The organism is Leptospira johnsonii (assembly GCF_003112675.1).
Taxonomy (GTDB): Bacteria; Spirochaetota; Leptospiria; order Leptospirales; family Leptospiraceae; genus Leptospira_B; species Leptospira_B johnsonii.
In genome coordinates this window covers 258,286-280,415 of record NZ_BFAY01000006.1, presented here as the reverse complement: position 1 = coordinate 280,415, position 22,130 = coordinate 258,286, and the positions used below count along the sequence as shown (strand labels likewise).

General features: G+C 40.4%; 20 protein-coding genes. 11 read left to right on the top strand and 9 right to left on the bottom strand.

What is annotated here, in order from left to right; translation table 11 throughout:
* Positions 1 to 17: 17 nt before the first annotated feature.
* A complete protein-coding gene (topA, locus tag LPTSP_RS04935) occupies positions 18 to 1,862 on the top strand; it encodes a type I DNA topoisomerase (RefSeq protein WP_108927702.1) in 1,845 nt (614 codons plus the stop codon).
* Here the strand turns inward: topA and LPTSP_RS04930 are convergent, their stop codons facing one another.
* Positions 1,863 to 2,663, bottom strand: a complete 801-nt coding sequence (locus LPTSP_RS04930; RefSeq protein ID WP_020770812.1) for an ABC transporter ATP-binding protein — start codon at positions 2,661 to 2,663, stop codon at positions 1,863 to 1,865.
* On the bottom strand, positions 2,650 to 4,131 hold the full coding sequence (locus LPTSP_RS04925) for an HDOD domain-containing protein (RefSeq protein WP_108927701.1): 1,482 nt from the start codon (positions 4,129 to 4,131) through the stop codon (positions 2,650 to 2,652). The genes LPTSP_RS04930 and LPTSP_RS04925 overlap by 14 nt, the downstream gene beginning before the upstream one ends.
* Before the next feature lie 114 nt (positions 4,132 to 4,245).
* Here LPTSP_RS04925 and LPTSP_RS04920 point away from each other — a divergent pair, with 114 nt between their 5' ends.
* Both LPTSP_RS04920 and LPTSP_RS04915 read left to right on the top strand, forming a co-directional pair.
* Positions 4,246 to 4,533 (top strand): hypothetical protein, encoded by a 288-nt coding sequence (locus LPTSP_RS04920; RefSeq protein WP_108927700.1) that lies wholly within the window; start codon positions 4,246 to 4,248, stop codon positions 4,531 to 4,533.
* A 79-nt stretch (positions 4,534 to 4,612) separates the two neighbouring features.
* A complete protein-coding gene (locus LPTSP_RS04915) occupies positions 4,613 to 4,855 on the top strand; it encodes a hypothetical protein (RefSeq protein ID WP_108927699.1) in 243 nt (80 codons plus the stop codon).
* Between the two features lie 74 nt (positions 4,856 to 4,929).
* Here LPTSP_RS04915 and LPTSP_RS04910 read toward each other — a convergent pair whose 3' ends face one another.
* The 3 genes from LPTSP_RS04910 to LPTSP_RS04900 form a co-directional block, all read right to left on the bottom strand.
* Positions 4,930 to 5,778: a hypothetical protein gene (locus LPTSP_RS04910; protein WP_108927698.1), complete on the bottom strand. Its 849-nt coding sequence runs from the start codon at positions 5,776 to 5,778 to the stop codon at positions 4,930 to 4,932.
* A gap of 175 nt (positions 5,779 to 5,953) precedes the next feature.
* The gene (gene panD, locus LPTSP_RS04905) at positions 5,954 to 6,310 is read right to left on the bottom strand and encodes an aspartate 1-decarboxylase (RefSeq protein ID WP_008592788.1); all 357 of its coding nucleotides are present in this window, start codon (positions 6,308 to 6,310) and stop codon (positions 5,954 to 5,956) included.
* 5 nt (positions 6,311 to 6,315) lie between these two features.
* Positions 6,316 to 6,849 carry a type II toxin-antitoxin system antitoxin SocA domain-containing protein gene (locus tag LPTSP_RS04900; protein ID WP_036090410.1) on the bottom strand — a complete coding sequence of 178 codons (534 nt, stop codon included), beginning with the start codon at positions 6,847 to 6,849 and terminating at the stop codon, positions 6,316 to 6,318.
* Between LPTSP_RS04900 and lipB the strand changes: the two genes are divergently transcribed.
* The 6 genes from lipB (at position 6,827) to LPTSP_RS04870 (ending at position 16,098) form a co-directional block, all read left to right on the top strand.
* Entirely contained in the window at positions 6,827 to 7,516 is a 690-nt protein-coding gene (gene lipB, locus LPTSP_RS04895) for a lipoyl(octanoyl) transferase LipB (RefSeq protein ID WP_108927697.1), read from the top strand. The genes LPTSP_RS04900 and lipB overlap by 23 nt on opposite strands.
* A 65-nt stretch (positions 7,517 to 7,581) precedes the next feature.
* Positions 7,582 to 8,562: an LIC_12071 family protein gene (locus LPTSP_RS04890; protein WP_108927696.1), complete on the top strand. Its 981-nt coding sequence runs from the start codon at positions 7,582 to 7,584 to the stop codon at positions 8,560 to 8,562.
* Positions 8,563 to 8,568: 6 nt separating this feature from the next.
* Positions 8,569 to 9,273: an STAS domain-containing protein gene (locus tag LPTSP_RS04885; RefSeq protein ID WP_108927695.1), complete on the top strand. Its 705-nt coding sequence runs from the start codon at positions 8,569 to 8,571 to the stop codon at positions 9,271 to 9,273.
* Between the two features lie 39 nt (positions 9,274 to 9,312).
* Positions 9,313 to 10,902, top strand: a complete 1,590-nt coding sequence (gene murJ, locus LPTSP_RS04880; protein ID WP_108927694.1) for a murein biosynthesis integral membrane protein MurJ — start codon at positions 9,313 to 9,315, stop codon at positions 10,900 to 10,902.
* A gap of 20 nt (positions 10,903 to 10,922) precedes the next feature.
* Entirely contained in the window at positions 10,923 to 11,144 is a 222-nt protein-coding gene (locus LPTSP_RS04875) for a DUF167 domain-containing protein (RefSeq protein WP_174704426.1), read from the top strand.
* A complete protein-coding gene (locus tag LPTSP_RS04870; RefSeq protein ID WP_245915465.1) occupies positions 11,137 to 16,098 on the top strand; it encodes an LA_1737 family protein in 4,962 nt (1,653 codons plus the stop codon). Before LPTSP_RS04875 ends, LPTSP_RS04870 begins: the two co-directional genes overlap by 8 nt.
* A 55-nt stretch (positions 16,099 to 16,153) precedes the next feature.
* On the opposite strand, the gene groL is transcribed toward LPTSP_RS04870, so the two are convergent.
* Both groL and groES read right to left on the bottom strand, forming a co-directional pair.
* Complete coding sequence (gene groL / locus LPTSP_RS04865; protein ID WP_108927692.1) at positions 16,154 to 17,791, bottom strand: chaperonin GroEL; 1,638 nt, start codon at positions 17,789 to 17,791, stop codon at positions 16,154 to 16,156.
* A gap of 18 nt (positions 17,792 to 17,809) precedes the next feature.
* Positions 17,810 to 18,097 carry a co-chaperone GroES gene (gene groES, locus LPTSP_RS04860; protein WP_108927691.1) on the bottom strand — a complete coding sequence of 96 codons (288 nt, stop codon included), beginning with the start codon at positions 18,095 to 18,097 and terminating at the stop codon, positions 17,810 to 17,812.
* 182 nt (positions 18,098 to 18,279) lie between these two features.
* Between groES and LPTSP_RS04855 the strand changes: the two genes are divergently transcribed.
* The gene (locus tag LPTSP_RS04855; RefSeq protein WP_108927690.1) at positions 18,280 to 19,791 is read left to right on the top strand and encodes a deoxyribodipyrimidine photolyase; all 1,512 of its coding nucleotides are present in this window, start codon (positions 18,280 to 18,282) and stop codon (positions 19,789 to 19,791) included.
* Between the two features lie 79 nt (positions 19,792 to 19,870).
* Positions 19,871 to 20,206 carry an Mpo1-like protein gene (locus LPTSP_RS04850; RefSeq protein WP_108927689.1) on the top strand — a complete coding sequence of 112 codons (336 nt, stop codon included), beginning with the start codon at positions 19,871 to 19,873 and terminating at the stop codon, positions 20,204 to 20,206.
* Positions 20,207 to 20,303: 97 nt separating this feature from the next.
* Here the strand turns inward: LPTSP_RS04850 and LPTSP_RS04845 are convergent, their stop codons facing one another.
* Both LPTSP_RS04845 and LPTSP_RS04840 read right to left on the bottom strand, forming a co-directional pair.
* Positions 20,304 to 20,705 (bottom strand): YvaD family protein, encoded by a 402-nt coding sequence (locus LPTSP_RS04845; RefSeq protein ID WP_245915464.1) that lies wholly within the window; start codon positions 20,703 to 20,705, stop codon positions 20,304 to 20,306.
* A gap of 4 nt (positions 20,706 to 20,709) precedes the next feature.
* A complete protein-coding gene (locus LPTSP_RS04840; protein WP_245915463.1) occupies positions 20,710 to 22,053 on the bottom strand; it encodes an adenylate/guanylate cyclase domain-containing protein in 1,344 nt (447 codons plus the stop codon).
* Positions 22,054 to 22,130 lie beyond the last annotated feature (77 nt).

Genomic DNA, 22,130 nt, shown 5'->3' with positions numbered 1-22,130 from the left:
TTCCGGTCCGATCCAAAATGTCCGTCCTAGTACTTGTAGAATCTCCTACTAAAGTCAAAACCATCTCTTCCTATTTGGGAAAGGAATACAAGGTGCTAGCCACCTTCGGACATATTTTGGATCTTCCGGCTGATCGTATCGGGATCAAAATAGAAAAGGATTTTGAGCCGGAGTATGTTCCTCTAAAAGGCAAAAAGAAGATACTATCTTCCATTTTAAAAGAGGCAAAATCCCATTCTTCTGTACTCATCGCAACCGACCCGGATAGAGAAGGAGAATTTATTGGCTACATCCTGGCCCAAAAATTAGGGAAGAAGGCAAAGATCTCCCGAATTCGTTTCCAAGAAATACAGAAGGACAAAATTTTACAGGCAATCTCCGAACCTGATGAGATCGATCTGGACTTAGTGGATTCTCAAAAGGCCAGAAGGATCTTAGATAGACTCATCGGATATAAGATCAGTCCTTTTTTATGGAGAGCGGTAGGCGGAGACGGTCTTTCTGCAGGAAGAGTACAATCAGTCGCTCTAAAATGGATTTGCGAACGCGAAGAAGAGATCCGCAGCTTTGTTCCTGTTACCACCTGGCTTGTTTCCGCTACCGTGTTTTACGGATCTGGAGAAAATGATAAGATCGTTTTTTATCCTAAAAGAGAAGCGTTTCTCACTCAAAATGAAGCTTCTGGATTCCTGGATTCTATAGTAAAAAAAACGAAAGTATTACAGATCACGGAGAGAAAGGAAAAACTAGGGGAAACACTTCCTCCTCCTCCTTTTACTACTGCCGCTTTACAGCAAGAGGCGTTTAGGATCTTAAAATTTTCCGCATCTAAAACAATGAAACTTGCTCAGGAATTATATGAGGGAATAGATCTGGGAAAAGGAAAATCCCAAGGACTGATCACTTATATGAGAACAGATTCAGTCCGGATAGGAGAAGAAGCAATCGGATCCATCCGTAAAAAGATCCAATCCAAGTTCGGTCCTGAATTTGTGTCCGACAAGACCCAAACTTACAGACTCAGAAAAACAAAAGGAAAATCCCAGGATGCCCATGAGGCAATCCGACCGGTAGATATATTTTTAGAACCTTCTTTTGTATTCGAGCTAGGGGATCGGAATCTAAGTAAGGACTCTAAAAGATTATACGAGTTGATCTGGAAACGTTCAATTGCTTCTCAAATGAAACCTGAGACTTGGAAAAGATTGGAATTTGTAGCAAACGCTGGAGGAGAAGTTTGGGAAGGAGAAAAACTTTTTAGCATAGATCCCGGTTATAAAAAGATCTATAATCAATATGCTGATATTCTTCCTGCTTGGAAAAAGGGAGAGACTCTAACTCCCGATCCTTGGGAGATCCAAGAAAAAACCACAGAACCTCCTCCCAGATATACCGAGGCAAGTCTTGTATCCAAACTGGAAAAAGAAGGAATTGGCAGGCCTTCTACATTTGCTTCTATCCTAGAAACATTATACAAAAGAAAATATGTATATTCCGAAAAAGGAAAATTATATTCGGAGACCCTTGGAGAAAGAGTAAATTCTTTTTTGCAGGCGGCGTTTGCGGATCTATTCCGAGAAAAATTCACTTCCGAAATGGAAAAAAAATTAGATTCTATCGCGTCTGGTGAGGAAAGTAGATCCAAGGTACTTTCCGAATTTTATTCAGTTCTGGAATCTCAATTAAAGAAAACGAATATAATTGAGATCAATAAGAAACTAAAAGAAAAGCCGAAAACTCCGAAATATGGGATCTGTCCTGTATGTAAAGAAGGAGAGAGGGTCAAAAAGAAGTCTTCTAAAAAGAAAGAATATTATATCTGTTCGAGATTTCCGGCATGTGATTATGCAGAATATATTTAATTACTTTCTTTCAGTCACTGCGACCCAGGTGCCATTCCGATTTTCCGCTTCTACCTTACGATCGTATAGCTCCGAAAGTCTTGCGGAACTGAATGCTTCCTTGATCTCGCCTGAGAATAGTATCTTACCTGATTTTAAAAGAGCTGCATGTTCGTAAAAAGGCGGGATCTCGTCGATCCTGTGAGTAATATAAATAGAAGTAAAGTTTCGATTCTTCTTATATTCATCCAAGAAGTCTATAAATTCTTCTCTGGCGGTCAGATCCAGTCCGGAACAAGGCTCATCTAAGATCACAAATTCTGGAGAAGTGCACATCGCTCTTAAGAAGAGGACTTTCTTTTTTTCTCCGGAGGATAATGTCCTGAATAGCTGGTTTCTTTTCGCACCGAATCCGTTCTCTTCTAAAATTCGTTCCGCTTCCTTTTCTTCCCAGGCATTTGATTCTCTGTAAAAACCTATGGTATGAAAAAAACCGGTGAGAAGCACATCGTAAACAGTAAGACTTTTTTGGAGCGCGCTTTCTTGTTGAGAAGAATCCAAGATGCCTATTTTATTACGCAAAATCTGCAAAGGAGTTTCTCCGAAGGTCTCGCCGAAAAGATTGATCCTACCAGCAGTAGGCCACACAGAACCGTAGATCAAATTTACTAGAGTGGTTTTTCCGGCGCCATTACGGCCTAAGAGCACCCAATGTTCTCCGGAATTGATCTGAAAATCGATCCCATCTAGAATAGGAGTCCCTGATCTATAAAACTTAATTCCGTGTAAATTGAGTAGATTATTGGATTCAGTTTTCTTCATTCGCGATCTCGTAGGCCTTTGCTAATTTTTCGCAGGTCTCTTCGAACTTTGCCTTATCGTCTAACTGGAATTTTTTTAGTATACTCGAGTCAGCGGCATAATAGCTGGTTTTCTTATCCAGATAATCGCACATCATATTTGCCACGTATACAGAATCAACTAAATCCGTATAAATCGTGTTAGTCGCCATGAAAGCTCTATGATGAAATTCGATCATATGTACAAGGTCAGGAGGAAAATCCCATTTTCTGGCGAGCATCGCTCCCAGGGTGGGATGAGAAATACCTGTGGAAATTTCTTCTAAGATCGTGGAATTTGAAAGGTCCCTATGCTTTTGGTAAGACGCCAAACGTTTGAACAATGTAGGGTCCAAAGAAAGCAAAATGAATTTTCCTAAATCATGAAGTAAGGCACCGACTGCTGCGATATCGGAAAGTTTTCCGAGTCCCGCTCTTTGAGAAACCTGCCTCGCGAAATAACTCGCAAGGTTGGAATGGTTCCATACTTCCTGGAGTTTGGAATATCTTCCTTCCATGATCTTTCGTACGCCTGATACATACAAAAGATTCCGAACGTTCTTCAGTCCCACAACCTTAACAGCTTGGACGATGGTATTTACCTTATTCCTACTCGCGAAACCTGCAGAGTTGGAAAGTTTTAGAAGGTCCGCGCTGATTGCAGGGTTTCTTTCTATTTCGTTTGCGATCACTCCCAGATCCGAGTCTGGATTATTACAAAGATTAATGATCCTTGTAAGAGTATGAGGAAGTGGGGGAAGTCCATCCACTTCTGCCAAGATCCTATCCTTGAGTTTGGTTGCCACGTCCAATGGAACGATCTGTTTAGGGATCACTAAAGTCGCTCTTGTGATCTTACCGTCAGTCTCTATCTTAAATTTATCAGAACCTATTCCTGAGTTTTTTAATAATAACTGTATGAGGACGAGCCCAAGCCCCGCACTTTCTTGGCTATCCGCCATGGAAAGAAATGCGTCCGATAGATCGTTGAACTTGCTTGCGGATTCTAATCTTGCTTTGATCCTTTCGGATTCTTGGGGAAGAAGTGCCGCATCATTCTCTATCAAAAAGATCAGGTTCTGATTCATGATCTTTGCTCGGAGGCGAACGGATAAATTGGAACCTTTGAGTACCTTCTCCTGTTCGTCCCATTTATGAATGATATCTTCCAGGAAACGTTTCATCCCTTTGTTATAATGAGATGCTTCGTTTATATTCAGTCCCTCCGTAAGGAAGAATAGCCTCTTGGCGTTCGCTTTATTTGCGTTCATCAAAAGTTCTTTCAGAATGGTAGAAACCACTTCCGTAAGAAATAACCTGTCCAAGTTCCCTAGAACCTGGAGTAGCAGAAGATAGATCTGCTGGTGGTCCTCGTCCGAAATAAATCTATATTCCAGTTCGATATCTTTCCCAGAGACGAGGGTTTCCGTGAGTTCGGTCGGATTTAGCATTCCCTCAAATTTGGGTCTAAACTACTTTGTCGCAAGAAAAAAAATGCGCTCCATTCTTCGGATCGAGCACCTGTTTGTCCGGGGGAAACCTAAAATACAATATGGGGGCCGGAAATGGAGAAGGAGCCAAAAAATTCAGAACTGGGAGCCGAAAAGATCGGCGAGGATTTGCAGGAAGAACTAAGGTTTTTTCTGGAAAATCGATTGGATGGGCTTTTGGACGAGGCGGAGAAGTTCAGGCAAACCAAACAATCGTACAGAAAGACCCGATCCAAGTTTTTGAGAAAGGAGTCTAATCCTGAAAAAAACCAGAGATTTCTGCCTTTTCTCTATTCCATTTCCAAGCAGCGGGAGGAGAACAGGGAGGAGCCGGAGTCTAAGGTATCAGGGGACGAGCCTTGAAATGAGACAACCCCAGATTATTTTCTCATTAGCTAAATAAGGATGGACATTTGGATGGAACGATTCATGGTAGAGGCGAATGGATAGCAACTTCTTCTTCGAAGAGGCTCCTGAGGACTCGGAGAGTCGAGATATCTTAGATATCATGGACTCCTATCGTTACATGAATTCCTCTTACTTTTTCGATTTTATATCGGACGGTAGATGGGATCATGGAAAAGGTTGGGTGGAGAAAAACATCGACCGAGGACAATGGACCACAAGATTCGTTCCGGGCAGCATAGATCGTTACCGTCGACCCGGGTCCGGTCAAAATCCCTGAACACAAAAAAAGGACCCACTCTTTGGGTCCTTTTTTATTAGTCAGGCTTAATTGAAAGCCGCAATCTTTAAATCTTAGTTCACCAATTTCAAACCGTTGATGTCTATGATCTTACGATAGACTAGTTTGTTCTTCTCTTTTTGAGGGTTGAAGATCAAAACCACAACCTTGTTAAAAGTAAAATATCCAGGACGATACTCTGTGTAATGATGAGAGAAGATCGTGGATTTATACTTAGCATTGTATATGGTATAAGTGTGTTTGCTTAAAGTATCGTGCTTTTGTTTTTGCAGATCTTCTGCAGTTTGAGGCACAAAATTACTGATTAGTACTTTATCTTTTGCAGGTCCTTCTTCTCCGTAAAGAACGATAGGAAGCGCATCCTTAGGATTATTAGTGAGATAATGAACTAAAGTGTCCAGATTCGGATTAGGGAATTTTACTTTTTCTCCTTTCGCGATCTTCTCATCGTAGTTCTTCTTCACTTCTGCAAACTTCTTCTCTCCCCAAACGTTTTTACTGTCTAGTTTTACGGGAACTAAATTCTGGAAGTTTACTACCTTTGTTTCTTCTTCCACATCGAATTGTCTCCATTTAGGGAAAGGGACCAATTCTCTGCGATCATCCACTTTAGAAAGAGGAGTTTCATTTACTGCTAAAATATAAATGGAGAAGTTCGCTGCGTCGAAGTCTCTGTTTTCGAGTTCTACCATTACGTCCATGAACTCGCCTTTTCCGTTATCTGCATGTCTGCGGAAGAAGGAAACTTCTTTGACTAAGAGGCGATCGTCGTAATACGCGAGTGGGTAATATTCCACTCCCTCGGAACCTTTGCTTTCCTTCTCTGCATTGTTTTGGCCGGAAATGCCATTTCCCAAAATTAAGAATAATAGGATAAAAGAAAATTTTGCGATGGATTTCATGCGGTTTATTGTCCCAGTACGGTTCTTCAATTTGAATATCGACTTCTAAGCCCTGAAACTTAGCCGTTACTTCTCGTTTTTCCTCAAAAAAATGAGAAGAATTCGATTTCGGGCGGAAAACGTATCAGATTCTATCCGGAGTACAAATTTAGTCCAGCGGATTAAACCTAAGAAATTAGGCTTTTTTGATGTGATTCTTGTCGTCCACGAGCACGACTTGGGGTTTGTAACCTTTTGGCAGGTCCTTTTCTTCCAAGGAACCGTAGGAGATGATGATTACTTTGTCTCCTTTCATTCCGAGACGGGCAGCGGCACCGTTCAAACAGATCTCTCCGGAACCTCTCTTGCCTTCGATCAGATATGTCTCGAATCTGGAACCATTGTTTACATTCACAACGGAAACTTTTTCGTAAGGAAACATTCCTGCGGCGTCTACTAAATCCATATCTACCGTGAGGCTTCCCTCATAATTCAGGTCCGCGTCGGTTACGGTGGCTCTATGGATTTTACCTTTGCAAACAGTGATGAGCATTCAGTTTACTCGCTAAAAAGTACCTTAAATATTTTGCCCGAGATATTCAAAAGCGTTTTTCTCTTAAAGAAATGGATTTTAGTGTTAATAGTTTCTTTGCTAAACTTTATTTCCGAGAAAAGGGGTGTGATCACGTAATTCTCATATAAATTCGGATACACTCGATTTTCGTCGTAAACACTTCCTTTGAAATTTTCCAGAACCTTGCGAAGAATTCTTTTTTCCTGACGGTTCAGGTCTATCTCGTCCTCATGCTCGGTTCCGACCCAGGTTAATAGATAACCCGAGATCCCGGTCTCGGTCAATTTTGGGGTCACATCTATTAGACGATTTTCTTTCAGGTGGAGAAGCGCCTGATTCAGTTCCATCGGGTAAGGAGAATCCTCCAGATGGATGTATTTCTGCTCCGTAATCACTTTGGCGTATTTTTGGAAGAATACTCCGTCAGAAAGATAAATTAATTTTGCGAGTTCCTGACGGTTTCGCCCTTTGGGAGATCTTTGGAGTATAAAGGAGATGACTTCGAGCAGCTTTTCCATAAATAATACGAGTGTGCAGGCTTTTTCCCTGAAAAATCCCCTTCCGTACGAAGCTTACGTCCGCTTCCAAGAGAAGTCCCGGGAAAATCGGAGGGAATCGATTCTATTTTTAGAACACCCTCTTACGATTACCGGTGGGATCAATTATAATATCGACAATCTTCTCCGAAATGAGGACTTCCTTTCCGAACATGGGATCTCTCTCCAATACATAAAAAGAGGAGGGGACTATACCGCTCATGAGCCCGGGCAGATCGTTACCTATATACATTTGGACTTAAAAAAAAGAGAAATTTCCATCTCGGATTTTCTGGAACAAATCCTGGAATCTGCAATTTATTCCACAAAGAAAGTCTGGGGTTTGGATCTGGTAAAAAATCCGAATGCACCTGGACTCTATCTTTCCGATTCTCCAAATCGCAAAATTCTTTCCATGGGAGTTCTGTTCAAGTCCTGGTTCACTAGCTACGGGATCGCTCTCAACGTTTCTAACGATTTTTCCGCCTTTCAGTGTATCCATCCTTGCGGACAGGACTGGAAATCTATGATTTCGGTCTCCCAATTGGGACTAGATAGCGGAGAAGATAAGAAGAAGGAATGGATCCTGGCTTTTCAGTCCAAATTCCTGGAAAATTTAAATCCGTTAAAAGAGAGAATCCGCACCTAAAAGGATTTTTATTCTTTAGAAAAAAGCCGAAATCGGCCGATTTTTAAAAGAAGAGAGGTCCTCAGGTGCAAATTTTTAAACATATTCTATTTTTCATTTTAGCACTTTTGGTTTGCGAAGGGATCGCTGTCGGGGCCTCTGCTTGGTCCTTTTTGGAATCTTCTCTTGCTTCTTTCGAGCAGATCAAAAATCTTTCAGACCAAAGAGCAAGAGATACAATCGGTGCTATTTCTAAGTCTAGCGAAGGAAAATTGAGCAAAGACAGACTGGATGATCTGAATTTTGCATTTACTAGACTCGTAAAAGTTACTTCAGGCGATAAGGAAGGATTTATTATTTCCGAGATCAGCTTAGCTGACGATTCTGGGATCGTACTTGCATCGTCTAACGAGGATTATGTGTCCGATCCTAAGGCAAAAAGAAAACCGGAACCTAAGTTTTTATCTCCTAGTTATACTTCTGCTCATCATTTAAGAAAATGGCAGATAGGAACTCCAATCCTTTTGGGAGAAAAAAATACATTCCAAAACGATAAATTGATGCAGATTGTTTCTCCTTATTTTCCTGAAATTTCGGAACCGAGCGTTCTTCTTTCTATGGCAGTGTATCATCCTGAAAAATTGGAAAGAGTGGCCTCTCTTCATATGAAATATGAAAGAGGGAACTTTGCACATTTTGTTAAGATCCAGACAGAACTTTTCTGGTGGACTTTGCAGAATAATGCGATTATCGCTCTTATCTGTGCTCTTATATTAGGATTTGCTCATTTGCTTATTAAGAGCGTTCGCACTTCCTTTACTCAGGATGGAAAGTATATTGCGGAACATCCATCTGCTCCTCCTTTATGGGAGAAGGTGGACTTTGCTCAGACACAAGGGCCTATTCGTTGGAGAGAGAATACTTCTTCTGCTCCTTCTTACCAAAGCCAAAACCCGGCACCTGTTTCGCAGAGCCCTGTGTCAGCTCCTGTGATGCAGACTACTTCTCCCGCACAAGCAGTCAATAGGGAGAAAGCGGAAATTATAGACGCTATTTATCTAGGATAAACTTTTTTGGAAATTCATACTACAAAACTGGGACATATATTGAAGGTAACTCCTAAGGGGGTTCTGGATTCCTATTCTGCATTCGATCTGGTACGTTTTATCAAAACACGCTGGGAAGAAGGGGAAAGGCTTGTGCTCGTCAATGCCCGTTTTGTGGAATATATAGAAGAAGACGGTATCTCTGCACTTGTGGAATTAAAAAACTTCTTCGAAAAATTCGGCGGCAATATTGCATTCAGCGATTGGAACGAAGAAGGTCTACTGGTCTTAGGATTGTTCGGCTTAAACAAGAGTCCTAATTTTTTCAGGAATGAAAAAGACGCAGAAGTTTGGCTTTCTTCTTTGAAGATAGAAGATAGAAGGACAAGATCCGAGAGATCGGAAAGCGTTTCTTCTCTCAGACAAACTAAACCTATCCAGTTTTATTCCAGTCCTTCTTCTAGTCTAAGCAAGTCGGATGTATATGTTCCTGAGATCAGCACTCTTCCCATTCCAGGACAAGAGCCTGCAGAGAAGTCTAAGATCGGAAAGGATCTGGATCATTCTTTAGAGAATGCGAGAAACGTCCAAGAAAGGATCTTATACTGCGAGTCTTGCAGGGCAAGACTGAGGATCAAAACTCTTGGACGCCACCAATGTCCTAGTTGCGGAATTCAGTTTGACGTGAGTCGGACTGGTGGAGTTCGATACTTGGAGAAACTATTAGGTTAGTTTCAATTTAGTCGGAAGCACCGACCATGTAGGATCTCCTTGTCCCAAGCAGCCAGAAGAAGTTTCGCTCTTTCTTTTTACACCCTCGTTTCCAGAATTTTAGGAGTGTTCCGAGACCATTTTATGGCCGTGTCTTTCGGGACAGGCACAGTGGCTTCCGCATTTTCAGTCGCCTATAGATTGCCCAATATGTTCCGCAATTTATTGGCAGAAGGAACTCTTTCCCAATCCTTTATGCCATTATACTCGGATTCGGAGAAGGAAGGGGTAGTTGCCGCTCGAAAAATGAGCGGCGCAGTATTAAGTTTTCTTTTTGTAATCCTTTTAAGCTTCGTAGTAATCGTTTTTACATTCTCTCCATTCGCTCTTCCTATCTTGGTCGGCGGAACTCCTGAGTATTCAGGACTTGTGGTAGAGCTTACTTATATTCTATTTTTCTTAATTGTTACCGCAAGTCTTTCGTCGATCTATATGGCGATCTCTAACGTCAAGAATCGATTTTTTGTTCCTTCTCTTTCTCCAATTATTCTGAACCTAAGTTACCTCACAGTTTTTTTGGGAATTTTCCCCTTTGTAGAATGGGAACTTTTGACCAAGGTGAGGGTTTTATGTTTTGCGATCGTAGGAGGAGGGATCATACAGCTGACAGTCCAGGCCTGGTATGTTTCTAAAAATGGAGAAGGCCCGATTTTCTCCTTTAATTATAAACATCCTGCTATTTCAAAAATATTTAAACTGATGTTGCCTGCGGCAGTCGGAGGCGGTTTTTATCAGCTTGGTCTTTTGGTAGATATATTTTTAGCAAACTATGTGCAGAATACGAATCCTGGTCTAGGAGCGGTCGTTAGTTTGGATTATGCGCAGAGGTTAGTGCAACTTCCTACCGGGATCATTGGAGTGGCACTTGCTACTACAACTTTACCTGCATTACTTTCTTCCTTAAAACAAGATAAACATTCCGAGGTTCCTAAGGAAATGTTAGGAGTTTTAGGATTCGCAGCTTTTTTAACTGCACCTGCCGCTCTAGGAATTGGGATCTTAGCCGGGCCGATCTTGGACTCCATTTATTATGGAGGAAGATGGGATCATTTGGCTACGGAAACTACGATCATACCTTTGATATTTTATTCATTAGCGGTTCCATTCTATAGCATGAATAAGGTTTTGATCTCCACCTACTATGCGTTCCAAGATACTAAAACTCCATTAAGGGTCCAAGCATTCACTTTTGTCCTGAACCTGTCCTTGAATTTTTCTCTGATCTTTTTCTTAAAACATTCCGCGATCGCATTATCTTCCGCTGTATCTACTATCGTGACCTGGACCTTACTTTCTCGTAGCTTAAAAAAGCACGATGTTCCTTTTCCTTGGGAAGGTTTTCTTTCTAAAATAGCAAAATTGATCCTTCCTCTTTTAGCAATGGGTGCATTTTTATTCTTTTACAAGGAAATGATCCATCCTTGGGCTTTGGAATTTCTTTCCGAAAAGAACTTAAGTTATGCGAATTCTTCCAGGATCTCACTTTGTGCAGCGATCCTTCCGGGTATGGCAATTTTTTTCCTGATCAGTCTGATTTTGGGCCTGGAAGAGATAAGGTTAATAGCTGGAAAAATATTTCGTAAGAAGTAATTTTGCCCGGAAGATCCGCGGTGAAAATTCAGGTCCGAGTAAAACCGAATTCTAAAAAACCCTCCGTAACTAAAGGGGAAGACGGTATTTGGACGGTTGCTGTAAAAGAGCCTGCCACTGAAGGTAAGGCGAATGACGCCGTGGTCCGAGCCGTTGCGAAAGAATTGGGGCTGGCTCCTTCAAAGGTACAAATTCTCAGGGGAGAAAAGAGTAAGTTAAAACTTCTGGAAGTTTATGATTAAGGATTTTCTGAAAATTTTTTCTCCTAAAATCGGATGCACCATTCTATTTTTTCCGATCCTTCTTCTTTGTTTTTCTTTCGAGATAAGTGCTTCAGATTACTTCGATACCCTAACTTCCGAGAAAAAGCCTATATTAGGAAGCGATAAAGAAGATAAATACAGGTTTAGGCTTCCTCCATTTGCCAGTGAAGAATATTGGGGACCGCATTATTCCCTGAATATCTTAGTTCTTTATACGCGCACGAATTATCCTAAGTTTACTCAAACAAGTTTTTTCCCTCTCATCGATCATTTATCCGCAAAGGAAAATGAATCTTTTAGATCTTATTTTTTTCCGCTTTATTACGCACAACGCATTCAGGACCCTCAATCTGATTCGGGGGTGAACTTCTCTTTATTTCACTATAACTCCTACGAATCCAGAGGAGAAAAGTTTTCGGAGAGTTGGGTTTCGTTTCCTTCTTTCCTTCCTTTGTTCGGTAGAAGTAAAACGATTGAAAGCGGCAAAGAAGAATCCTTTTACTTTGCGGTTCCTTTTCTGTTCTTTCGGAATCGGAACTTGAATGATGATTGGAATCATTTTCTGATCTTTCACTGGGGAGAAGATAGGGAATCATCTTACGGTTCCATTCTTCCTTTGGTGTATTGGGCCTCAGGAAAGAGAAAATTCCATTTTAGTTTTCTACCGATCTTCTTCTATAATACTCAGTACAATAGTTATACAAGTAAGGAGGATTTTCATTTTACGATCTTTCCTTTGTTCTCTTATAATTCTTGGAATGGTGGTGAAGAAGGTTCCTTCTTTACTCCTCTCTTCGGTCAGACATGGAAAGAAACTCCTCAGTTGGGAGGTGGGGGAAAGAATGAGGAAAAATTTTCCTATTATCTTGCATTCTTCTTAAATCGGAACTATCATAACGGTGAATTACAAAATTATAATGCAAATATTCCGATCGTATTTAATAGAAAATGGGAGACGGGAGGTAAATCGGATACAAACGTATTATTGATCAGCGGTTGGAGCACTAACGAGAAGGGGGATTATTCTTCTTCTTATCTGTTTCCATTCATGTTCCACAAAAAGAACGATTATTTTTATCTGTTTCCTGCTTATTTCGATAATGGCACGGAAAAATTCGGGATACTGCCTCCGTTCTATTATAGTCGGACCGCTACGGATCTGAACTTTTATGCTTTAAATTTCTATTATACGAAGGATTGGACGGGATCTTCTAAACTTTTGTTTTTCCCGATCTATTATCATTCATTTAAACCGGATGAGTCCAAGGTAATCACGCCGATTTTTTATTATTCTTCGGATTTTTCCAAAACTACGACTCTGTTTCCTTGGTTCCTTTTTTATCGAAATAAGGAAAAAGAAGCCTCTCAGAATTATTTTATCAATACCTATCTTTCTTGGGACGATCAAGGAAAATTTCAGCGAGGATTTTTCTTTCCTCTTTGGTTCTATAAGTCCGATGATTATTTTCATTTTATTCCTTTATGGGCCAAAGGGAATCAGTCAGGCAATGAATATACTTGGATCATTCCGTTATTCACTTATTGGAATAAGACTAGAACTTGGGTAGGTCCATTTTATTCCAGAAGGAGTGAGATCGGGGACCAATTTGACAGATGGATATTGTTTCCGTTCTGGTATTTTTACAGGGACTCTTGGCAGGGGAATAAATCGGAAAGTTATACACTTTTGCCGATTTTCCAATGGAACGATACTTCCGAATACAAGGAATTAATAACTCCTCTTTCTTATTCGAAAGAATATAAGACTAAGTTGGAGAAATATTCACTAGTTACCTTATACGAAAAATACGATACAGACCAGGAATCCAGGAGAAGATTTTATCCGATCTATTTCTCTAATACCACAAGCGAATATTCCTATTGGAATGTGCTTGGTTTGACTGGTAGAGGCTTTGATAAAGCCGGAGATGCAAGATACAGTTATACCTTCCCATTCTACTTTTATAAACGGGACAGTTTTCGCTTAGTTTTGCCATTCTATCTACGTTTCGGGAAAGATTACGATATCTATACTCATTTCGGGCTTTTTCATTATTGGAATCGTTCTGCGGAAAAAGATAATACCTGGATCTGGCCTTTATTATGGTTTTCGAATGTGGATAAGGTCCGCAAGGAAAGTTTTACTACCTGGTTCCCTCTGTATTGGAATTGGGATAATTCAAGATCAAAGGGGGATATGTTTATTCCTCTTTGGTTGAATTATTATGAAGCTGACAAGTCCTTAGAATTGAAATTGGCCTATTCTTCTTCTAAAACATTGGGAAGTTTTGCAAGTTCCGGAACTGCAAGTTTGGGCGCAACGGAGAAGGACTATTATCTGGATGCGGACATTTCTTTCTTCTATAGTCTATTCAGCGTATCCACGAGAGCTTCAATCAGTAAAGAAGAGCTTCAATTCTGGAAGGAAAATCATCCGACGGACACTTCTTCTCAGAATATTTCCGAAGTTGGATCTAAGAACGGCCCGGAACAAAAAGAGGGTCTAAATCAATACAATCGATTAACAAAGGATAAGGTCCGATCTTTCTGGGGTGTAAGTGCGTTATTCGGGATCTTCAGCTATGAAAGAGGAGACGATAGACGACATTTCAGACTTCTTCCTTTAAGTTGGTTTTCCTGGTCGGAAAAAACTTCGGATAAAGTGTATGCTGCTCCTTTATTTTTTTGGAGTAGGATTGGAGATGAATCTTATTTCGTTCTGTTTCCTTTCTATGGTAGGCAACAGCAGAAAGAAAATTTCCAAGAGTCTTACTTACTATTCGGTTTCTTAAGAGGAAAACAAGGAGAGGTCAGAGATTATTCGGTTTTATGGCCGATTACAAGATTTTATTCTTCTCCCGATGCTTGGGGATTTAGGATTTTCCCGCTGGTTGTACATGATCAATCAAAAGATCATTCTCGCACAATTTCTCCTCTTTATTATAGAAAACGAGTTGTGGAAGGAACTACTACCTCCAGATCTTTTCATTCTTTACTTTTGCCTCTGTTTCATTCCGGTTCAGAGTCCAGCCAAAATCAGGATCTATTTCAAGAGAAATCCTATAATCTCTTAATACCTCTCTATTTGAGTTACGGTTCTAAAGTGCAGTCTTTATCCGGAGAGTCTTACGAATCCAATTTTTATACTTTATTATCCGCGTATTCGAGCAAGAAAGAGCTGAATGGAGAAGAATCCTCTTCTCTGTTCACTCCGTTCTATTATTACTCTAGATCTAAGGGCGCCTCGGAGACTCAGGAACAAACGACTAAGGTAGACTTTTTGTTTTTTCCGACGGTCTATTCCAAACGAAATTCCACGCAGAACACACTTTTTGTCTTAGGATATTATAGCGAATCTTCTCCTTCCGTTTCTCAGGGAAATTTTCTGGGTCTGGTTTCTTCTTCTAAAGAGAAAAATGGGGAGAGGATCTCCAGTCGTTTTCATATATTTCCCTTTTATTTTTCAGGCTCGGAGAAGGAAGGGGAAAAGGTTGTCGAAAGTTATACTACCGTTCCGATTTTCTATTACGGGTATAAAAAAGGAAACGGTTCCGGATGGAATATATTAGGAATACTGAATGGTTCCGGTTCTGACCAGGAGAGTTCTTTTGCAATTTACCCTTTCTACTCCAATAAGGAAAAAAATGTCCCTAACGTTTACAAAGAAAGAGTTACCTGGGGACTTTTATACTATTCGGATAGAACGGAATTCCAAGCAGGAAGTTGGAATACATTCAACGTGAACCCTTTCGGGGTCTTTTCTTCTTCCGGAAGTAAGAATTTAGAAACTAGTTCTTCTTTTTACTTTTTACCGATCCCATTTTTATATACTTCTTCTGAAAAACAGAATTTGGAAAATCGAGAATATTTCAAAAGGGACGTGACCTTTCTGAAATTGATCGATTATTCCAAGTATGAATCCGTTTCCCTTAAAGAGGGTAGCACGGATAAGGTAGTCGATCAATGGAGGGATTTTACGGCATTCTTTCTTTTCTCGAATACATTGCATACAGTTAAGGATCTTAAAAAGGAAGAAACCACTAGTACATATTTTAAATCTTATCTTTTTCCGGTATATAGATTTGAATCAGAAAATGATCCTTTTAAAAAGGAAAAACACTTAAACTTTTTGTTAATTAACGATTATAAATCCGGAAATTCCGGTTTAGAAAGATTAGTGGTGGGTCCCGCTTTCTATTTAGATAATTCGGAACGTACTGCGTATGGTTTGGCACCTCTCGCATTTTATAGAAAAAGTAAAGAGTCCAGATTCTGGTTTGCTTTCGGCTTTTATAGTTATAAGGACAATGATTGGGATCGTTGGGGATTTGCGGGAATTTTTGATACTAACTACGAGAATTATCAAAAAAGAAGAAATCTAAACTTCTTCTTAGGTTTGATCCATACCGAATTGGAAGATCAAAGAACTAGGGTTGCCATCTTTGGAGGACTCTTGGGCGGATATGAAAGAAGCCCCGATTATTCAGATACGAATTTCCTTTGGTTACGTTGGAAATCCGTTCCGGGAGATACTCTTGCGAATTTCCTACCGATCTATTATTATCATTCGGATCCATCTGGAACTGCAACTTTGATCCCTCCTGTTTTAGGATACTTCTCTTCCGAAAAAGATGGAAGGTTCGATATGCTCGGCTTAGGACTTTTGTATTATAGAAATCAAAAAATTTCGAAAGAAGAAGATCTGATGTTAGTCGGTCCCGGATTATTCTACTATAGACAATACGGGAATAATATGAACGGATTACATGCGATGGGAATTTTGGCAATTCCTGGAATGGGAGGTCTTATCTGGGATTGGGAATACGAGACCAAGACTAAGTATAGTAAATACTCAATTCTAAATTTATTATATAGCCACACGATCACCAAGGACGGGAACGAGATCGATAGAGTACTCGGTATTAAGCTATAAAAAAAGCCGAGGAATGTCCTCGGCTTTTTAACTTTTCTGAAAGGAAGAGCAAGCATTACATCATGCCGCCCATTCCTCCCATACCGCCCATTCCACCCATAGGAGGAAGAGCTCCGTCTTTTTCCGGTTTGTCTGTGATCGTAACTTCTGTAGTCAAGATCATAGATCCGATAGAAGCAGCATTTTGAAGAGCGAAACGAACCACTTTTGCAGGGTCAACGACTCCTGCTTGGAGTAGATCTTCCCACACCATAGTTAGTGCGTTAAAACCTTCGTTTCCTTTCTTAGTTTTTGCATGCTCTACGATTACAGATCCTTCCAGACCTGCGTTAGAAGTGATCATACGGATCGGTTCTTCCAATGCACGGAAGATGATCTTTGCTCCGGTAGCTTCGTCGCCTTCTAATTTAAGAGCGGCAACAGCTTCTTGAGCTTTGAGAAGAGTAAGTCCACCACCAGGTACGATTCCTTCCTCTACCGCTGCGCGGGTTGCGGAAAGAGCGTCTTCTACACGGTGTTTTTTCTCTTTCATTTCCACTTCAGTAGCAGCACCTACGTGAATTACTGCAACTCCTCCGGCAAGTTTTGCCAGGCGTTCTTGTAATTTTTCACGATCGTACTCGGAAGTAGTATCTTCGATCTGTTTTTTGATCTGGCCTACACGACCTTGGATATCTTTAGAAGCACCTTGTCCTTCGATGATGGTGGTGTTCTCTTTATCCACGGTAACTTTTTTAGCGCGTCCCAGTTGTTGAACTGTCGCGTTTTCCAGCTTCATTCCGAGGTCTTCGGAAATCACTTGTCCACCGGTAAGGATAGCGATATCTTCCAACATCGCTTTACGACGATCTCCGAATCCAGGAGCTTTAACAGCCACACAAGAGATAGTTTTACGAAGAGTGTTTACTACGATAGTAGCTAATGCTTCTCCTTCTACTTCTTCTGCGATGATAACTAAAGGTCTTCCTGCTTGAGCGACTTTTTCCAATACAGGAAGAAGGTCTCTCATAGAGGAGATCTTTTTGTCATAGATCAGAATATAAGGATCGCTTAAAGTTGCGATCATTGCTTCAGGATCGGTTACCATATATGGAGAAACGTATCCACGGTCGAATTGCATACCTTCTACCACGTCTAAAGTGGTTTCGATGGATTTAGCTTCTTCTACTGTGATAACTCCGTCTTTTCCAACTTTATCCATTGCATCAGCGATCAGATTTCCGATCTCTTTATCGTTGTTAGCGGAAATAGTCGCAACGTTAGCGATGTCTTTTTTGTTTTCGATCTTTACGGAACGTTTTTTGATGCTCTCAACAGCTGCGGCAACCGCTTTGTCGATTCCGTGTTTGAGTGCCATAGGGTTTGCACCCGCAGTTACGTTTTTCAATCCTTCATTGATGATGGATTGAGCGAGAATAGTAGCAGTGGTAGTTCCGTCTCCAGCAACGTCATTCGTCTTTGTGGAAACTTCTTTTACCATCTGAGCGCCCATGTTCTCGATGGAATCTTCTAGTTCGATCTCTTTTGCTACGGTAACTCCGTCCTTAGTGATAGTAGGAGATCCGAATTTTTTGTCGATTACTACGTTTCTTCCTTTAGGACCTAGGGTAACTTTTACAGCGTTTGCTAGTTTGTTAACGCCTTCTAAAAGTTTGCGTCTAGCTGTTTCATCATACTCGATAATTTTTGCCATTTCTTTTTCCTCGGCCTATTACTTTTTCACGATGGCAAGAATGTCGCTTTCGCGGATGATCAAGTATTCTTTGCCTTCGGACTTAATTTCAGTTCCGGAATATTTGCCGTATAGAACGACGTCACCGGGTTTAACTTCAAGGGGTATAAGCTTTCCGTCTTCATAACGTCCGCTTCCTACCTCTACAACTTTTCCCTCTTGCGGTTTTTCCTTAGCAGTATCAGGAACGAAGATGCTGCCGATCTTTTCTTCAGCGTCTTGTTTAGGCTCAACCAAAACACGGTCACCTAGCGGTTTAATCGCCATGACTTTCTCCTTTTAGCACTTGAAATAAATGAGTGCTTGAATATAAATTCCAGGAAATCCGAAACAGGGGTAGGCGGTCAAGCACTATAAGGTCAAGAGTGCTAAAATATTCGTCAAAATCCTCTTAAACCCCTAAATTTTTCATTTCCCGTTTTTTAGGGAACGGAGTCTAAGGTTGAATATTGTATTCAGAAAGAAATTTAATCCGGGTGCGAGAAGGGAATAAAAGGCCCGTCTGGGAAGAAGGAGAATTTATCCTCTATTGGCTTCGTGCGAATAGGAGATTGGCCTGGAATCATTCTTTGGATTATTCCATCCACCTCGCCAAAAAATTCAAAAAGCCATTGGTCATCTTTGAATCAGTCCTGATGGATTTCGAATGGAGTTCTCCCAGGCTTCACCAATTTATTTTAGAAGGAATCTGTGATACTGCAGAAGAAGCTTCTCGTGTTGGTTTTACATATTGGCCTTTTATTGAAACAAAAGAGCATTCCCTTTCTGAGATCCTTCCTTTTATTTTAGAAAAAGCTTCCGTAGTTGTAACTGACGATTTCCCCTGCTTTTTTCTTCCGGAACATGCGGAGAAGCTTGCGGGTATCCTAAATTGTAAACTACTGCTGGTGGATTCCAATTCAATTACTCCACTCGCTTCTTACGAAAAATCTTTCGGATATGCCAGGGTTTTGAGGCCAAAACTTCATGATAGATTCGTGGAATCTTATGTGCATAGATCTAACCCGAAGCCGAGTCCGAAAGGGATCCCAAGTTCTGATACTTTAAAAAAACTTAAATTTCTATTTTCTGGGAAGAAGGAGGATATATCTTCCTATTTGCAAAAGATGAGTTCCAAGTTGCCGAATATACTTCCCGTTTTAGGTAAAACGGGAGGAAGAAAAGAAGGATTAAAACTTCTAAAAAAATTCCTAAAAGAAGGACTTCCTTTTTATTCGGAAGAAAGGAGCGAACCCAGACCGCCGGAAAGGGTTAGATCTTCTTCTTTATCTCCTTATTTACATTTTGGAATGATCTCTGTAGAGGAGGTTGTCACCGCGGTCTTGCAGTCGGATCCAAAGATAGATTGGAGCCCCGATATTTTAAATCATTCTTATAGAGGAAAAAACGAAGGTTTCTTTCATCCGAACCCAAATATAAATTCTTTTTTAGATGAACTTCTGACCTGGAGAGAATTGGGTTATCTTTTGTTCTATAAGGACCCAAGTTTTAGAAAAGATCTCTCCATTCTTCCGAATTGGGCCAAACTTACTTTGGAAGCTCATAAAGGTGATAAGAGAGAATATACATATACCAAGGAAGAATTTGAGAAGGCGATAACCCATGACCCGATCTGGAACGCCGCTCAAAAAGAATTAGTTCTTACTGGTACCATCCAAAATTATCTCAGAATGCTTTGGGGCAAAAAAATAATAGAATGGTCTTCCTCTCCGGAAGAGGCATTTCGTATATTAGAAGATTTGAATCATAAATATGCATACGATGGTAGGGATCCGAATTCTTATACAGGAATTCTTTGGTGTTTTGGAGCATTCGATCGACCTTGGTCCCCAGAAAGAGCGGTGTTCGGAAATATCCGTTATATGTCCTCGGATTCTACTTCTAAAAAATTCAAGTTAAAACCCTATCTGGAATATATCCGGTCTCTGGAAGGAATGTCGGAACTCCGACTCTTTAGATAACGAACGTTATCATAAATAAAAGAGAAGTTGTTGCGGATTCTTTTTCCCTGCCGTATCATGTAGTTCCGGAGGGACAAAGATGACTGAAACCAAAAAATACGAAACCCTACAGGAATTCTGGCCATTCTACCTAAGAGAGCATTCAAACAAGATGAACCGGATATTCCATTTTATAGGAACCACATGCGCTCTTGTGTTTATTCTTTCTGCAATCTTCTATCTAAACGCTTGGTACTTGCTGGGAGCATTGTTTAGCGGATACTTTTTTGCATGGATTGGACATTTCTTCCTAGAAAAAAACCGTCCTGCCACATTTACTTATCCGTTCAAATCTTTCGTGAGTGATTGGAGAATGTATTTTTGTACGATTACCGGACAATTAGGTAAAGAGTTACAAAAAGCGGGAGTGAAATAAATAAACGTTCAACTCTTCTAAACCTCCGCGTGAAGGGGAGGCCAATTGGTCTTTCGTTCACGCGAAGAGTGTCTAAGAAGAATTAAAAAATTCTAAATCAAGAGCGTATCAATTTAGGTACATAGAAGAGTGGATAGATCATTAGATACAGATTTGGGATCCACCAACTAATATTATAATCTTCACTGATCACCCAAAATGCAATGGCCTGTAAACCGGAAGCAAATGTGAACGCCAAAGAGAGAATGGCCAATGTTTTCCAATTTGGATTTCCTTTTTTGGAAAGAGACAAACTATATAATCCAGTAAAAGAAACGAAAAGATCCAAAGGCAAAAAGGACCAGTTCCAAGCCTGTAAGATCGGATTTTCATAATCTTTAAACAAGTATTCATCTGGGATTAAATGAAGAAGTGTAATCGACCAATATAAGATGAATCCTATATCTGTAATAAGGAAAAGAGAATTTAAACCTTTATAATCCTTTATATTAGGTTCCAAATTCTTAGGCTCCCACAGCAACCACAGTTACCAGTTTTTCTCTTCCTTTTACCTGAATAGGTGGAAGAGTCTCACCTATAAAATTTGCTCCAGCGAGTTTCCAGGTTTCTTCAGAGACTAAGAGTTCTTTTCCAAAGTTTTTAGTAAGAGATTCTATTCTAGAGGCGGTATTAACTGCGTCTCCGATCACAGTGAATTCCGAACTTTTACTGGTTTCTATATTTCCGGAAAATACTTCTCCCGTATGAATTCCTATCCCGATCCTTACTGGCTCCAATCCATTGGATTCTCTTACTTTATTGAATTCTCCCAATTTTTCCAACATTCTTTGTCCACTCTGGAGTGCACGGATCGCGTCAGAGGCAGGATCTGCTGAGGGATACGGTGTGCCAAATGTGGCCATAACCGCGTCTCCTATGTATTTGTCCAAAGTCCCGCCGAATTCAAAAACGCAATCAGTTAATGTTTCTCTAATGGAGGAAAGGAATTTGCTTAACTCTATAGGATCCATGTTCTCGGAAAGAGTTGTGAAGTTGCGGATGTCGGTAAATAATATGGTAGCAGTCTGCCTTCTGCCTTCCAATACGTTCGGGTTGGTCATCATTTCTTCTACCATTCCAGGAGAGAAGTAACGAGAGAGAAGGGATCTTTGTGCTTCTCCTTCTCCTATGCGCCGGATCATGATAAGAGTTCTTAAGATCCCGAAAGAAAAGAAAAATGCTAGGATCAAGTAGACCATTGGTCTTCCGAATAAGGCGTCTGTGACCAAAACATTCGGTCCCATCACATAGTCTCCCCAATCTTTTGCGAATACCATCTTGTCGTATATTAACGCGTAGGAAAATATTCCGAAATAAACCAGGTAGAATAAGATCACGCTTAAAACCACATATCTCAATCTAAACTGGATCAACGAAAACGCTAAAGGAAAGAGTAGGAAATTCATGATCGGGTTTTTGATCGCGAATCCCAGATCAAAAGAATTTTCGTGAAGTGTATAATACATTAATAAAGAAGTGATCACAAAAAAGTCCGCGACCAATGCAAGATAAGAGAAACCTTTGATCGCCCATTGAGTGCATGTTCGTATCACATAAGAATGTCCGATGGTGACTGCAGTAAAAATTGCAAATGCGATCCCGTTGATGAGCGCATCTCCACTTTTCCAGTTTAGGGCCAACTGAGCTGCAAAAAATAAAAGAAGTAGATATCGAAAGGCGTTGGATACATAAGCGCCTATAACTTCTTCGTTTTCTAAAACCTTACGGACTGAATCGTCCATTTTACTTCGATCCGTTATTTCCAAAATATTACATAGAAACTTAGGTAGATAATCTCTTATAGGCATAGCTTCCGAAAATACTCCTTTCCATTTTTGGTTCAATCGTTTCTTATTGTTTTCGACTGACTCAGAGAATAAAAGGA